Source organism: Sphingopyxis sp. NJF-3, assembly GCF_053514865.1.
The window spans coordinates 19,202-31,966 of sequence record NZ_CM130726.1 but is presented as its reverse complement, the minus strand read 5'-3'; the positions used below and the strand labels follow the sequence as shown (position 1 = coordinate 31,966).

The following is a 12,765-nucleotide window of genomic DNA, read 5'->3' as shown; positions in this document are numbered from 1 at the left end:
CCGGCGCGCCATAGGATCGCCATGCTCTATTATGAAGATATCGAGGTCGGCGCGACCGAGCGCTTCGGAAGCAAGCGCGTCACGCGCGAGGAGGTGATCGACTTCGCGAGCCAGTTCGACCCGCAGCCTTTCCACCTCGACGATGCGGCGGCGGCGGCGACGCATTTCGGGCGGCTGTCGGCGAGCGGCTGGCACACCGGGTCGATGACGATGCGGATGCTCGCCGACAATATGAAAGCGCGCGAGCAGGCGAGCCTCGGCTCGCCGGGGATCGACGAACTTCGTTGGCTGAAGCCCGTCTATCCCGGCGACACGCTGCGCTGCGAGACCGAAGTGCTGGGCAAGAGGCGATCGAAAAGCCGGCCCGAGATGGGATTGTTCCAGTCGAAGCTCACCGTCCTCAACCAGCATGACGAGCCGGTGATGACGATGCGCTCGACCGGCCTCATCCGCGTCCGCGAGCCCGGCATCGATCGATAGGGTTCAGGCTCAGGCCTTGCAGGCCCACGCGCCCTCATAGCTGCGTTCGCCGCCATAGGTGCGCTGCGCGGTGAGCGTCGCGACCTCGGACCCTTCGGCCGGCTTGACCGCCAGCTTCATGCCGGGACCCGAGAGCTCCATGCCCTTTTCGAGCGCCTTGAAGCCGCCCGAACCCGCGACGCGCAGCACCTTGCCGCCGATCTTGTAGGCGCCCGAGGCGAGCTCGTCGTCGCCGGTGTCGGCCTTGGCGACGAGCGCCGGACCCGACTGGCCCTTGATGGTGAAGCTGCATTCATGGTCGCCGTCGAGGCGCAGCAGTTCGCCCTTTTCGATCGCGCTCAATTCGATCGGTTCGCCGCCGCCGGTGTCGGGCAGCTTCTTTTCGTCGACCGCGGTCTTGGTTTCGGGGGTTTTGGCTTCGGACTGGGGCTGGCCCGAACAGCCGGCGAGCAGCAACAGGGCGCCGAACGACGCCGCAAGAGGGGATTTCATCGACTTTTCTCTCCTTTGGCCTTCGACTTGGCGGGCAACAGCCCGCTAGTTTCGAAGACGAGGAGTCCCGTAACGGCGCAAATCCGACCGCGCAAGACCGCCATTTCCGCAATTTCCGGAGCGACGCGTCCGCTCGGCGATCCTTCGGCTAGGCGACCGGCCCCACGCGCGGATCGGGCTCGAGCCGGATCAGCGGCGCGCTCCGCCCCGTCAGCTTTGCGAAAAGCCGCGGGACGAGTGCATTTTTCTGCGCCCAGGTCCAATAGGCCTGATAGGCGGGATCGGCGAGCAGATGCTTTTCCTCGGTCTTCGCGCGCCAGTAATAGACGCTGCTGACCAGCGCGAGCAGCGCCGTGTTGCGCGCGCCCTCGACCCAGCCGCCGCTGGTGACGAGAAAGGGCAGCGAGCCGACCCACCAGCTCAGATTCTTCGAGATATAGGCGGGGTGACGCGTCAAGGCATAAGGGCCGTGGGTGATCACGCCGCGGTGCGTCAGGTTCGAAAAGCGGATGCCGAACGCCATCGTCGCCCAAGCGTAGACCGCGATCAGGCCGACGAGCAGCGCGCCCCAGACCGCCATCAGCGTGTCGTGGCCCTGAAGCCAATAGCCCCAGTCCGCCCCGCCGACCTGATAGTCGAGCGGCCCGCCGTTCATCAGGATGAAGGGCGGATAGCAGATCAGCGCCGCGACCCACGCCATGCCGTAAGGGTTGGCGGTGCGGATGTGCGCGTCGAGCGGCTTCAGCGTCAAAATATAGCCGACGGTCGCGATATGGACGTCGACCAGATAGAGAAGATTGATCGTCCACAGCCCGGTCATATAGGGATTCGCCAGCACCTCGCTCATCGACACGCTGACCAGCGACGAGAAATTGCCCGGCACGATCGACAGCATGAAGGCGGTGAAGAAACCCTTCACCGCCCAGGCGCGGAAATGATGGCCGATCGCGCGGCCATCGACCGGCTGCCCCGGCGCGATGAGCCAGCGGCCGAAGGCGTAGCAGCCGTCGCGCGGATCGACCAGGCGGCGGTCGAGCCACAGCATATAGGGGACCGAGACGAGCAGCAGCCACGGCGCGACGCGCGCGAGCAGCTCCATCGAAAATTCATATTGCCCCGACCAGTAATAGCGCATCGTGGCATAGCCGAGCGCGATCAGCCCCCAGGTCGCCCAGAGGCCGGCGAGCTTGGTGAGGCTTATGTCGAGCGTCTCGCGCCAAGGCCGGCGCAGCGACCAGTCGATCCCGGTCGACGGATTGCGGTGCACCTTGTCGACGAACAGCGACCAGAGCACCATCGGAATGCCGCAGGCGAGCACACTGGCGATCGCCGAGCTCGGCCCGCTCATCGGGCCGCGATTCCCCCAGTCGATGCCGAGGAAATTGGCTATCTCGGGCGCATAGCGCGCGATCAGCAGATAGGAGAAGAGGCCGATCAGCCCGGCGATGCCGACGCCCGCGCTGACCGCCGAACGCGGCCGCGCCTCGCGGGCGGCGGCGCCGGTGTCCGCCGCGTCGATCGCTGCGGAAAGGTTGGGCATGTGCGTCACCCGCTCCGCCTAGCCCGAAATGGTAAGCAAGCCGTCAACGATGGCGGCGGGCGCCCTCTGCTCTGCGCCTGTGCGTTCGCGATTCGCACTGTGATTTCGGCGGAAAAGTCGCCATTTTGGCACTTTCCCTCGACTCATCGCATCCCCCTTTCGATTCAGCCCGAGTCGAGGCGCAAAGATTCGCGCTGGGCTGACACCGCTGGTAAAGCGCGCTTCACGTCGGGGCGGAGGGCTCCATCAGAACAAAAGACGGGGTCGTTACTTGTCTTCGCAATCGACCGGTCTGCGCCACTGGCGCCAGCGCTTCAACGCGCTGTTTCAGGACCATGAAATCTTCGTACGCACGCACGGACACGTCCGTTTCCTGCGCGTGAGCGCTGTCTGGCAGAAGCGCGTCGCGCTGATCGCCGGGGCGGTGCTGCTCATCTGGGCCGGCGTCACGCTCACGATCTTCGTCAACCAGCTTCTGACCGCCGGCGAACGCGCCGAGGTCGCGCAGAAGGCAGCCGCCGCGGCCGCTGGCGAAGCGCGCATCGCCAAATATCGCGACCGCATCGGCGAGATCGCCGCCGACCTCGACGAACGCCAGGCGCAGCTCGAGGATTGGCAGAAAACCTATTTCGGCGCCGAGCCGCTCCCCACCGATGCCAAGGCCGATGCGGCAGACGCGGCGGCCAAGCCGCTCGAAACCAGCGCGGCCGATCCGCGCCTGCCCCCCGAGGCGCAGGTGCTCGCGCGGCTCGAAGCGCGGCAGGAGGCCTTTTCGGCGCGCCTGCTCGCGGCGGTCAACGCGCGCGCGGGCAAGGCCGAAGGCGCGGTCGCCAAGCTGGGGCTCGACCCGAAGTCGCTGGTCCGCAAGGCGAGCAGCGGACAGGGTGGCCCCTTCATCCCCTGGCGCGGCCGCATCGGCCGCGCGGGCGCGCTGGGCAAGAGCTTCGCCGCGCTCGAAGGCGCGCTGTTCCGCATGGAGGTGCTCGAACGCACCCTCGTCGCCATCCCCTCGGGCCAGCCCGCGCATGTGCTGATGCTCTCGTCGAGCTACGGCTATCGCCATGACCCCTTCACCGGCGCGAGCGCGATGCACGCCGGGCTCGATTTCCCCGGCCCGCTCGGCACCCCGATCCTCGCCGCCGCGCCGGGCAAGGTTGCGTTCGTCGGTCGTCGTTCGGGCTATGGCAATGTCGTCGAGGTCGATCATGGTCAGGGCATCATGACCCGCTACGCCCATCTGTCCGGCTTCAACACCTCGGTCGGCGCGCGCGTCGTCGCCGGCCAGCAGATCGCCAAGATGGGCTCGACCGGCCGCTCGACCGGAAGCCACCTGCATTTCGAAGTCCGTTTGAACGGCGTCGCGGTCAACCCGCGCCGCTTCCTGGAGGCCAAAGCCGATGTTCTCGAAGTCAAAGCCGATGCCCGCCAGCGAGTCGGTGCCCTCGCCCGCGCCAATGCCGGCAGCGCAGCCGCAGCCCGCTAAGATGGCGACCGGCGCCCGCCACACGACCTTCTCGATCATCGGGTCGGACGTCGTCATCACCGGCAACGTCGCGGCGAGCGTCGACCTGCACGTCGACGGCAAGATCGAAGGCGACCTCAAATGCGCGAATCTCGTCCAGGGCGAGGCGAGCGAGATCAAGGGCGCGATCGTCGCCGAGACCGCGAAGATCGCCGGGCTGCTCGACGGGTCGATCGAGGCCAAGATGCTGGTCATCCACGCGAGCGCGCGGATCACCGGCGACGTCGTCTACGAAACGATCACGATCGAGAATGGCGGCAAGGTCGACGGCAAGCTGTCGCACCGCCGCCACGGCGCGGCGCCGGCCGCGGTCAAGGCCCCGCCGCCGCTCGAAGTCGTCGAGAACAAGTCGGTCGGCCTCTGACCGGGCGGCGCATCACGCGCCGCCGGTAACCCAGGCCAGGGCCTCGTCGCGCGCGTCGGGTTCGAAGACGCGATAGCCGATATGCGGCAGGATCACGCTTTCGATCTTGGTCAGGGCGCGAATCCACGCCTGATCGGCAACCACGGCGACGCGGCCGAAGCGATCGAGCTTTCCGAATAAAGGTAGCGCGCGTTTCATATAGGCACCGAGCCCCGCGACCTCGATCCCGTCGATCGAACGCGTCTCGACGAAGACATGCACCGTGTCGTGCCGCGCCATCGCGCCGTCGAGCCGGTTCATGACCGCATCGAGCTCATTGCCGCTGATCCGGTCCGAAACGATGAGCGCGATCATGTCGTCGGCGCTGTCGATCATCTCGAGCATGGCTTTCTCCTCCCGCCAAAACGCGGTGGGACGCCCGGCCGTTCCCCGGGGCAGGCGTTCAACCCTGCACGACGGGCGACCCGAAGCCCTCGGCATATTGCGGGGCGCCGTCGGTGATGCACACCCACGGCGCCTTCGATCCCACGAAGATATGCGCCGCATAGCCCCGAAACCCCGGGTCGTCGTCGAGCAGCCCCGCCGGCACGAAATAAATCTTTCCCTCGGCATCGGGATGCGGCGTCGGGCTTCCGCACGTCCGGCAGAAGCTGGATGTCCAGCCCTCGCCGCCGGGAACCCTAAAGCTCGCGATATTCGCCTCGCCACTCAGCCAGCGAAAGCTGCGGACCGATGTATAGAAGACGGCATTGCCGTCGGTCCCCGAAACCTTCCGGCATTTCGAGCAATGGCACTGCCCGGCCGGGCCGATCTTCCCGTCGATCGCGAACGACACCGCCCCGCAAAGGCACGATCCTCTGATTGGCTCTGACAATGTGCGCTCCTCTGCGGATCAGGATAAAGGGTCGCGGGCGGGCCGCAAGGATTCATCCTCAATTGCGCGGCGCCTGCCGCCGATAGCTGAGCGCTTCGGCGATATGGATGCGGCCGACGGTGTCGACCCCCGCGAGGTCGGCGATCGTCCGCGCGACGCGCAGCATCCGCGTATAGCCGCGCGCCGAGAGCCGCATCGCCTCGGCCGCTTGCGCCAATAATTTGCGCCCCGCCTCGTCGGGCGTCGCGACCGCTTCGAGCAGTTCGCCGTCGATCTCGGCGTTGGTCCGCGCCTTGTGCCCGGCGTAGCGCCGGGTCTGAATGCCGCGCGCCGCGGCGACGCGCGCCGCGACCTCGGCGCTGCCCTCGGCGGGCGGCGGCAGGACGAGGTCGGCGGCGCTCACCGCCTGCACCTCGACATGCAGGTCGATGCGGTCGAGCAGCGGCCCCGACAGCTTGGCCTGATAATCGGCGGCGCAGCGCGGCGCGCGGCTGCACGCGAGCGCCGGATCGCCCAGATGCCCGCAGCGGCACGGATTCATCGCCGCGACGAGTTGCACCCGCGCCGGAAAGGTGACGTGGGCATTGGCGCGCGCGACGCTGACCTCGCCGGTCTCGAGCGGCTGGCGCAGGCTGTCGAGCACCCCGCGCTGAAACTCCGGAAGCTCGTCGAGGAACAGCACGCCGAGATGCGCGAGGCTGACCTCGCCCGGCCGCACCCGCAGTCCCCCGCCGACGAGCGCGGGCATCGAGGCCGAATGGTGGGGGCTGCGGAACGGCCGCGCGCGGACGAGCCGCCCGCCCTCGAGCGTGCCCGCGACCGAGGCGATCATCGACACTTCGAGTGCCTCGGCGGGCGTCAGATCGGGCAATATGCCGGGCAGGCAGGCGGCCATCAGCGACTTGCCCGCCCCCGGCGGCCCCGCCATCAGCAGATTATGGCCGCCCGCCGCGGCGATCTCGAGCGCGCGCTTCGCAGTCTCCTGCCCCTTGACCTGCGCGAGATCGGCGGTGCGGACGGGCGGCTCGACCTCCCCCGGCCGCGGCGCGGCGAGCGGCGCGCTGCCCTTGAAGTGATTGAGCAGCGACAGCAGGTCGGGCGCCGCGAGCACCTCGACATTGCCCGCCCACGCCGCCTCGGGGCCTTGCGCGGCCGGGCAGACGAGTCCGCGCTCGACGCTGCCCGCGTGGAGCGCGGCGAGCAATACGCCCGGCGATGCCGCGACGCGCCCGTCGAGCCCGAGCTCGCCGACGACGACGTAGCTCGCGAGCGTCTCGGGATCGACCACCCCCATCGCGCCGAGCAGCGCGAGCGCGATCGGCAGGTCGTAGTGCGAGCCCTCCTTGGGCAGGTCGGCGGGCGACAGATTGACCGTGATCCGCTTCGGCGGCAGCGCGAGGCCGATCGCCGAGAGCGCGGCGCGGACGCGTTCGCGGCTTTCGGCGACCGCCTTGTCGGGCAGGCCGACGACCGCGAAGCCAGGCATGCCGGGCGCGATCTGACACTGCACCTCGACCCCGCGCGCTTCGAGCCCGAGATAGGCGGTGGTGGCGACGATCGCGACCATGGACATCCCCCTCGCGGGCCTTGTGCCCGCTTTGTTCCCCAGTCCTTCATAGGGCAAGCGGCGGGAGGGTCGAGTCTTTTTCCCCCAGTTTCCCGAAGTTGTTTTCCCGAAGTTGGCGAAGGGGTCGCGGAGCGTGGGGTCCGCGAGTTGACAACATACCAACCAGTCGGTATGTAAATTCGCATGACGACGAATCACCACCCCTCGACCCCCTCCCGCCGCGCACCGCGCGGTTCCGCTGCCGCCGCCCGCACTGTCCCCTCGGCGGGCGGCGGCGCCCCCGCGGGCGGGCGGGCGGCGCGAGGAAGCGCGCGCGACAAGCTGATCGCCGCGGCGCATCAGACCGTGCGGCGCAAAGGCTATGCCGCAACGACGGTCGACGAGATTTGCGCGGTGGCCGGGGTGACCAAGGGCGCCTTCTTCCACCATTTCGCATCGAAGGATGCGCTGGCGGTCGCCGCCGCCGAAGGCTGGACCGCACGCGCGGCGCCGATGTTCGAACTGCCGCCGCACACGAAGCTCGACGATCCGCTCGACCGCCTGCTCGGCCATATCGACTTCCGCCTCGCGATGCTCGACGGCCCGGTCGAGGATTTCACCTGCTTCGTCGGCACGATGGTGCAGGAAGCCTATGCGACGAACGACGCGATCCGCGCCGCGTGCGAGGCGAGCATCGGCGCCTATTGCGAGGCGCTGGCCCCCGACATCGAGGCCGCGATCGCGCGCCACGGCATTTCGCATGGTGTCGGCGCGATGAGCCTCGCGCGGCACGTCCAGGCGGTGCTGCAGGGCGCGTTCATCATGGCGAAGACCACGAACGATCCCGCGATCGCGCGCGACAGCGTCACCCACCTGAAGCGTTACATCCTCATGCTGTTCGGCAGAGGCTGATCCATCCCCCAGAAGCGAAGCGAAGAGAGGAATTTCCCATGTCCGATACCCCCAGGATGATTTTCGTGAACCTGCCGGTCGCCGACCTCGAAAAGTCGAAGGCCTTCTACACCGCGCTCGGGTTCACCAACGAGCCGCGCTTCACCGACGACACCGCCGCCGCGATGGTCTGGTCGGAGAGCATCTTCGTGATGATCCTGACCCACGACAAGTGGAAGAGCTTCACCGACCGCCCGATCCCGCCCGCGACGTCGAGCGAGGTGTCGCTGGCGCTGGCGCTGGGCAGCCGCGAGGCGGTCGACGCGATGATCGCGGCCGCGGCCGCGAACGGCGGCACCGCCGACGTCAATCCGGTGCAGGATCACGGCTTCATGTACGGCCGCGACCTTCTGGACCCCGACGGCCATGTCTGGGGCCCGTTCTGGATGGATCCCGCGGTGGCGAGCGGTGAGGCCGAACTGCCCGAAGTCGCGGCCTGATCCCCGAACCAGGAGAGAGACGATGACGACGACCGCCCTCCCCTCCCGCAAGGCGCTGATCGCCGGCCGCATCCTCAGCGGGCTCGTCATCGTCTTTCTGCTGCTCGATTGCGGAACCAAGCTGATCGCACCGCAATTCGCCATCCAGTACAGCCCGCCCGGCCTTGGCTGGCGGCTCGACGTCGCGACGATGCGGACGCTGGGCGTGCTGCTGCTGATCCCGACGCTGCTCTATATCTGGCCGCGCACCGCCGTGCTCGGGGCGATCCTGATCACCGGCTATCTCGGCGGCGCGATCGCCACCCATCTGCGCATCGACAGCCCGCTGCTGAGCCACACGCTGTTCGGCGTCTATCTGGGCGTCATGCTGTGGGGCGGCCTGTGGCTGCGCAGCCCGGCGCTGCGCCGGCTGATCCCGCTGCAGGCCCCACAGGCCTGACCCGGCCAAGGAAAGCCGCCCGCGGCTCCGTCACCTCCCGAGAAGGAAGTTCCCATGTCCTTTCATCCTCCCCAGCTTTCGATGCCGCGCCTTGCCGCGGCGCTGATCCCGGCGCTCCTGCTGGCCGCCGCCGCACCCGCCCACGCCCAGCCCGCCCTGGCCAGCGCACCCACGACGACCGCCGTCGCGGCGAAGCCCGGCACCGCCGAGGTCAACGGCATCAAGCTCCACTATGCGGTTCACGGCGACCTCGCCTCGGGGAAGACGCCGCTGCTGGTGCTCCACGGCGCCTTCATGTCGGGCGAGGCGATGAAGCCGCTGGTCGATCGCTTCGCCGCGACGCGCCCCGTCATCACGGTCGACGCGCGCGGTCACGGCCGCACCGGCGAGGTCGGCGGCACGACGAGCTATGAGGCGATGGCCGACGATGCCGCGGCGCTTCTCGCCGACCTGGGCGTCGCGCGCGCCGACGTGCTCGGCTATTCGATGGGCGGCAGCACCGCGGTCGCGCTCGCGGTTCGCCATCCGGGTCGTATCGGCAAGCAGGTCATATTGTCGGGCACCGCGAGCCTCGACGGCTGGTATCCCGAAGTGCTCTCGGGCATCGCCGAAATGACCCCCGAGGCGCTGGCCGGATCGCCGATGGAAAAGGCCTATCGCGACATGTCGCCAACCCCCGACGCCTTTCCGAAGCTCGTCGCGGCGATCAAGCATCTCGATTCGACGCCTTTCGCCTTCAGCGACGAGCAGCTCCGCGCGATTCCGGGCAAGACGATGATCATCCTCGGCGATGCCGACGGCGTGACCTTCGATCATGCGATCAAGCTGTTCAAACTGCGCGGCGGCGGCGACATGAAACCCGTCACCCAAGGTTTCATGACCGAGGCGCCCAGGGCGCGGCTCGCGATCCTGCCCGCCACCTCGCACATCGGCGTGATGGCCGAGGCGGCGACGATCGCCGCGATGGTCATCCCCTTTCTCGACGACGCAACGCCGCCGCTGCCTGCGGAGTTCTTCTGAAAACCCGGCGGCAAAACCCGACGATCCAAGGAGAGGATCCATGCCCGTCAATCCGAATGCCACCATCGAAATCACCGCCTTCGACTGGGTTCCCGACTTCGCGCGCGGCTTCGTCCGCGACCTGCGTCCGCGCTGGGCGTGCGAGGAAATGGGGATTGACTATGCCGAACATCTGATCAGCGCGGTCAACCGCCCGGCCGAACATTATCGCGACCAGCCGTGGGGCCAGGTGCCCGTGCTGCGCGACGGCGATGTCCGCCTGTTCGAAAGCGGCGCCATCCTGCTTCACCTCGCCGAAAAGGATGCGGCGTTGCTGCCGCGCGATCCGCAGGGCCGCGCGACCGTCACGAGCTGGCTGTTCGCCGCCTATAACAGCGTCGAGCCGCTGATGTTCGAGCTGTCGAACGTCGACCTGTTCGCCGCCGGCGAGGAATGGGCGAAGCTGCGCCGGCCGGGGCTGATGGAGTTCATCCACCAGCGTTTCGGCAAGCTCGCCGAGGCGCTGGGCGACCGGCCCTGGCTGGCCGGCGACTTCAGCGTCGCCGACATCGCGATGGCGACGGTGCTGCGCGAAGGCATCGAGAGCGGCGCGGTCGCCGAGCATCCGAAGCTCGAGGCCTATCTGGCGCGCTGCCTCGACCGTCCGGCCTTCGACCGCGCGCTGAAGGCGCAGCTCGCGGCGTTCCGCGAGGACGCGGGGCCGGTGGGGGAATGAGAGTAGCCCCCCTCTCCAGAGGAGGGGAAAGCAAAACAAAGGAGAGAGACGATGACCTATGTGGAAGGATTTGTCCTCGCGGTGCCCAGCACCCGGAAAGAGGAATATCGCAAGCATGCTGCCGACGCGGCGGCGTTGTTCAAGGAATATGGCGTACGCCGCCACGTCGAGGCATGGGGCGACGACGTCCCCGCGGGCAAGCTCAACGATTTCCGTACCGCCGTGCAGGCGAAGGACGGCGAGGAGATCATCTTCAGCTGGTTCGAATATCCCGACCGCGCCACGCGCGACGCCGCGAACGCGAAGATGATGAGCGATCCCAGGATGGAAAAAATGGGCGAGACCATGCCGTTCGACGGGCAGCGGATGATCGTGTCCGGTTTCGATTCGCTCGTCGAGGAAGGGCTCGGCGGGTCGATGGGCTATACCGACGGCTTCGTGCTTGCGGTGCCCGACGCCAACAAGGACGCCTATCGCGCAATGGCCGACAAGGCGGCGGTCGTCTTCCTCGATCATGGCGCGACGCGCGTGCTCGAATGCTGGGGCGACGACGTCTATGACGGCAAGGTCACCGACTATAAGCGCGCGGTCCATGCCGAGACCGGCGAGACCCCGGTGTTCAGCTGGATCGAATGGCCGAGCAAGGAGGCGCGCGTCGCGGGCTGGGAAAAGGTCGTGGCCGACGAACGGATGAAGCATGATCCGAATGATCAGACCTTCGACGGCAAGCGGATGATCTATGGCGGGTTCGCGCCGATACTGGATGCCTGACGCATTTTCGCCCCTCCCCTGAAGGGAGGGGCTTTAGAAAGGCAGAGACGATGCAACATCTGACCTTCCCGAACGAGAGCGCCGACTATCGCGAGGCGCGCGCCGCTTTGCTCGACGCCGAGATCGCGCTGAGGCGGCAGATCGAGGCGGTTGCGGCGCAGCGGCGGGCGCTGCCGCCCGGCGGCGCGGTGCCCGAGGATTATGCGTTCGAGCGCATCGGTGCGTATCAGCGCCCCGAAACGGTGCAGCTGTCCGAACTGTTCGGCGATCACCCGAGCGTCATCCTGCAAAGCTTCATGTTCGGGGCCGAGCGCGACACGCCCTGCCCCGGCTGCACGCACATGCTCGACGCGATCGACGGCAGCGCGCGCCATATCGGACAGCGCGCGCCGCTCTATATCGTCGCCAAGTCGCCGATCGCGCGGCTCGAAGCCTGGGCGAAGGAACGGCGCTGGCCGCACCTTCGCTTCCTGTCCGATGTCGAGGGCCGCTATTCGGCCGATTATTTCGGCGACACGCGGCGGCTGAGCGCGGCGAAGCGCGCCGAGCGCGGCATGGGCGAAGGCGAGGATTGGGACGAGACGATCTTCAACGTCTTCTGCAAGGACGGCGACGCCATCCGCCATCATTGGGCGAGCGAGATGGCCTATGCGCCCGAGGATCCCGGCCAGCACCACCGCGCCGGCGACCTCGTCGACCCCTTGTGGGGGCTCCTCGACATGACGCCCGAAGGGCGGGGCAATTTCTTCCCGAGCCTGAGCTATGAAGGAGAGAGACGATGACCAATCCCAAGGGCAGCTTCATCTGGTACGAGCTGATGACGAGCGCCCCCGACGGCGCGGCGCGCTTTTACGGCGCGGTCGTCGGCTGGACGATCGCGGCGCATTCGGACCCCGCGGCGAGCGGCGTCGACTATCGCATGATCGCCCGCTCGGACGGCGGCAACGCCGGCGGCGTGCTGGCCTTGGGTGCCGACATGCTGGCGGGCGGTGCGCGGCCGGCGTGGATGGGCTATCTCTACACCCCCGATGTCGACGGCACGATCGCGGCGATCACGGCCGACGGCGGCGCGGTGCACATGCCCGCGACCGACCTGCCGGTCGGGCGCATCGCGATGCTGTCGGACCCGCAGGGCGCGGTCTTCTATGTCATGAACCCGATCCCGCCCGCCGGGATGGAGGATATGGAGAGCGACGTCTTTTCGGTGACCGAGGCGCAGCATGTGCGCTGGAACGAGCTGATGACCAGCGACCCCGACGCCGCGATCGCCTTTTACCGGAAGCATTTCGGCTGGGGGCAGGAGGGCGCGTTCGACATGGGCGACATGGGCGCCTATCGCTTCCTGCAACTGGGCGAGGTCGGGATCGGCGCCGTCATGGGACTGATGCCCGGCGTGCCGGCGCCGATGTGGTCCTATTATATCGGGGTCGACGACATCGACCGCGCCGCGGCGGCGATCACCGCGAACGGCGGCACGATCACCAACGAACCGATGGAAATCCCCGGCGGCGAGTTCGCGATGAACGGCGTCGACCCGCAGGGCGCGGCGTTCGGCCTCGTCGGGCCGCGGCGATAAAAAGCCCTCTCCCCTTAAGGGGAGAGAGATTAGAG

Annotated in this window: 16 protein-coding genes; 11 read left to right on the top strand and 5 right to left on the bottom strand. The window is 67.9% G+C overall.

The genetic code is table 11. The annotated features are described in order from the left end of the window. Positions 1 to 21: 21 nt before the first annotated feature. Complete coding sequence (locus ACOTSS_RS00200) at positions 22 to 480, top strand: MaoC family dehydratase (RefSeq protein WP_448689558.1); 459 nt, start codon at positions 22 to 24, stop codon at positions 478 to 480. A 9-nt stretch (positions 481 to 489) separates the two neighbouring features. On the opposite strand, the gene ACOTSS_RS00195 is transcribed toward ACOTSS_RS00200, so the two are convergent. Together ACOTSS_RS00195 and ACOTSS_RS00190 are read right to left on the bottom strand one after the other, a co-directional pair. After that, the gene (locus tag ACOTSS_RS00195) at positions 490 to 972 is read right to left on the bottom strand and encodes a hypothetical protein (RefSeq protein ID WP_448689557.1); all 483 of its coding nucleotides are present in this window, start codon (positions 970 to 972) and stop codon (positions 490 to 492) included. Positions 973 to 1,120: 148 nt separating this feature from the next. After that, positions 1,121 to 2,512 (bottom strand): methyltransferase family protein, encoded by a 1,392-nt coding sequence (locus ACOTSS_RS00190; protein WP_448689556.1) that lies wholly within the window; start codon positions 2,510 to 2,512, stop codon positions 1,121 to 1,123. A gap of 271 nt (positions 2,513 to 2,783) precedes the next feature. Between ACOTSS_RS00190 and ACOTSS_RS00185 the strand changes: the two genes are divergently transcribed. Continuing rightward, positions 2,784 to 3,995 carry a M23 family metallopeptidase gene (locus ACOTSS_RS00185; RefSeq protein ID WP_448689555.1) on the top strand — a complete coding sequence of 404 codons (1,212 nt, stop codon included), beginning with the start codon at positions 2,784 to 2,786 and terminating at the stop codon, positions 3,993 to 3,995. Between the two features lies 1 nt (position 3,996). Further along, positions 3,997 to 4,398: a bactofilin family protein gene (locus ACOTSS_RS00180; protein WP_448689554.1), complete on the top strand. Its 402-nt coding sequence runs from the start codon at positions 3,997 to 3,999 to the stop codon at positions 4,396 to 4,398. Between the two features lie 12 nt (positions 4,399 to 4,410). Here ACOTSS_RS00180 and ACOTSS_RS00175 read toward each other — a convergent pair whose 3' ends face one another. The 3 genes from ACOTSS_RS00175 to ACOTSS_RS00165 form a co-directional block, all read right to left on the bottom strand. Next, positions 4,411 to 4,782: an STAS/SEC14 domain-containing protein gene (locus tag ACOTSS_RS00175; protein ID WP_448689553.1), complete on the bottom strand. Its 372-nt coding sequence runs from the start codon at positions 4,780 to 4,782 to the stop codon at positions 4,411 to 4,413. Positions 4,783 to 4,840: 58 nt separating this feature from the next. Beyond that, the gene (locus ACOTSS_RS00170) at positions 4,841 to 5,233 is read right to left on the bottom strand and encodes a GFA family protein (protein ID WP_448689552.1); all 393 of its coding nucleotides are present in this window, start codon (positions 5,231 to 5,233) and stop codon (positions 4,841 to 4,843) included. Positions 5,234 to 5,330: 97 nt separating this feature from the next. Next, positions 5,331 to 6,839: a YifB family Mg chelatase-like AAA ATPase gene (locus tag ACOTSS_RS00165; RefSeq protein ID WP_448689551.1), complete on the bottom strand. Its 1,509-nt coding sequence runs from the start codon at positions 6,837 to 6,839 to the stop codon at positions 5,331 to 5,333. 183 nt (positions 6,840 to 7,022) lie between these two features. Between ACOTSS_RS00165 and ACOTSS_RS00160 the strand changes: the two genes are divergently transcribed. From ACOTSS_RS00160 to ACOTSS_RS00125, 8 genes are read left to right on the top strand one after another with little or no spacing between them, the layout of a single operon-like run. Next, positions 7,023 to 7,730: a TetR/AcrR family transcriptional regulator gene (locus ACOTSS_RS00160; RefSeq protein WP_448689550.1), complete on the top strand. Its 708-nt coding sequence runs from the start codon at positions 7,023 to 7,025 to the stop codon at positions 7,728 to 7,730. 38 nt (positions 7,731 to 7,768) lie between these two features. Continuing rightward, complete coding sequence (locus ACOTSS_RS00155; RefSeq protein WP_448689549.1) at positions 7,769 to 8,209, top strand: VOC family protein; 441 nt, start codon at positions 7,769 to 7,771, stop codon at positions 8,207 to 8,209. A gap of 22 nt (positions 8,210 to 8,231) precedes the next feature. Then, positions 8,232 to 8,648, top strand: coding sequence for a DoxX family protein (locus ACOTSS_RS00150; RefSeq protein ID WP_448689548.1), 417 nt, complete (start codon positions 8,232 to 8,234; stop codon positions 8,646 to 8,648). A 54-nt stretch (positions 8,649 to 8,702) separates the two neighbouring features. Then, positions 8,703 to 9,668, top strand: a complete 966-nt coding sequence (locus ACOTSS_RS00145) for an alpha/beta fold hydrolase (RefSeq protein ID WP_448689547.1) — start codon at positions 8,703 to 8,705, stop codon at positions 9,666 to 9,668. Between the two features lie 40 nt (positions 9,669 to 9,708). Further along, positions 9,709 to 10,383, top strand: coding sequence for a glutathione S-transferase family protein (locus ACOTSS_RS00140; protein ID WP_448689546.1), 675 nt, complete (start codon positions 9,709 to 9,711; stop codon positions 10,381 to 10,383). Between the two features lie 51 nt (positions 10,384 to 10,434). Continuing rightward, positions 10,435 to 11,154, top strand: coding sequence for a DUF1428 domain-containing protein (locus ACOTSS_RS00135; protein ID WP_448689545.1), 720 nt, complete (start codon positions 10,435 to 10,437; stop codon positions 11,152 to 11,154). Positions 11,155 to 11,204: 50 nt separating this feature from the next. After that, positions 11,205 to 11,936 (top strand): DUF899 family protein, encoded by a 732-nt coding sequence (locus ACOTSS_RS00130; protein ID WP_448689544.1) that lies wholly within the window; start codon positions 11,205 to 11,207, stop codon positions 11,934 to 11,936. Further along, a complete protein-coding gene (locus tag ACOTSS_RS00125) occupies positions 11,933 to 12,730 on the top strand; it encodes a VOC family protein (RefSeq protein ID WP_448689543.1) in 798 nt (265 codons plus the stop codon). The genes ACOTSS_RS00130 and ACOTSS_RS00125 overlap by 4 nt, the downstream gene beginning before the upstream one ends. Positions 12,731 to 12,765: the final 35 nt, after the last annotated feature.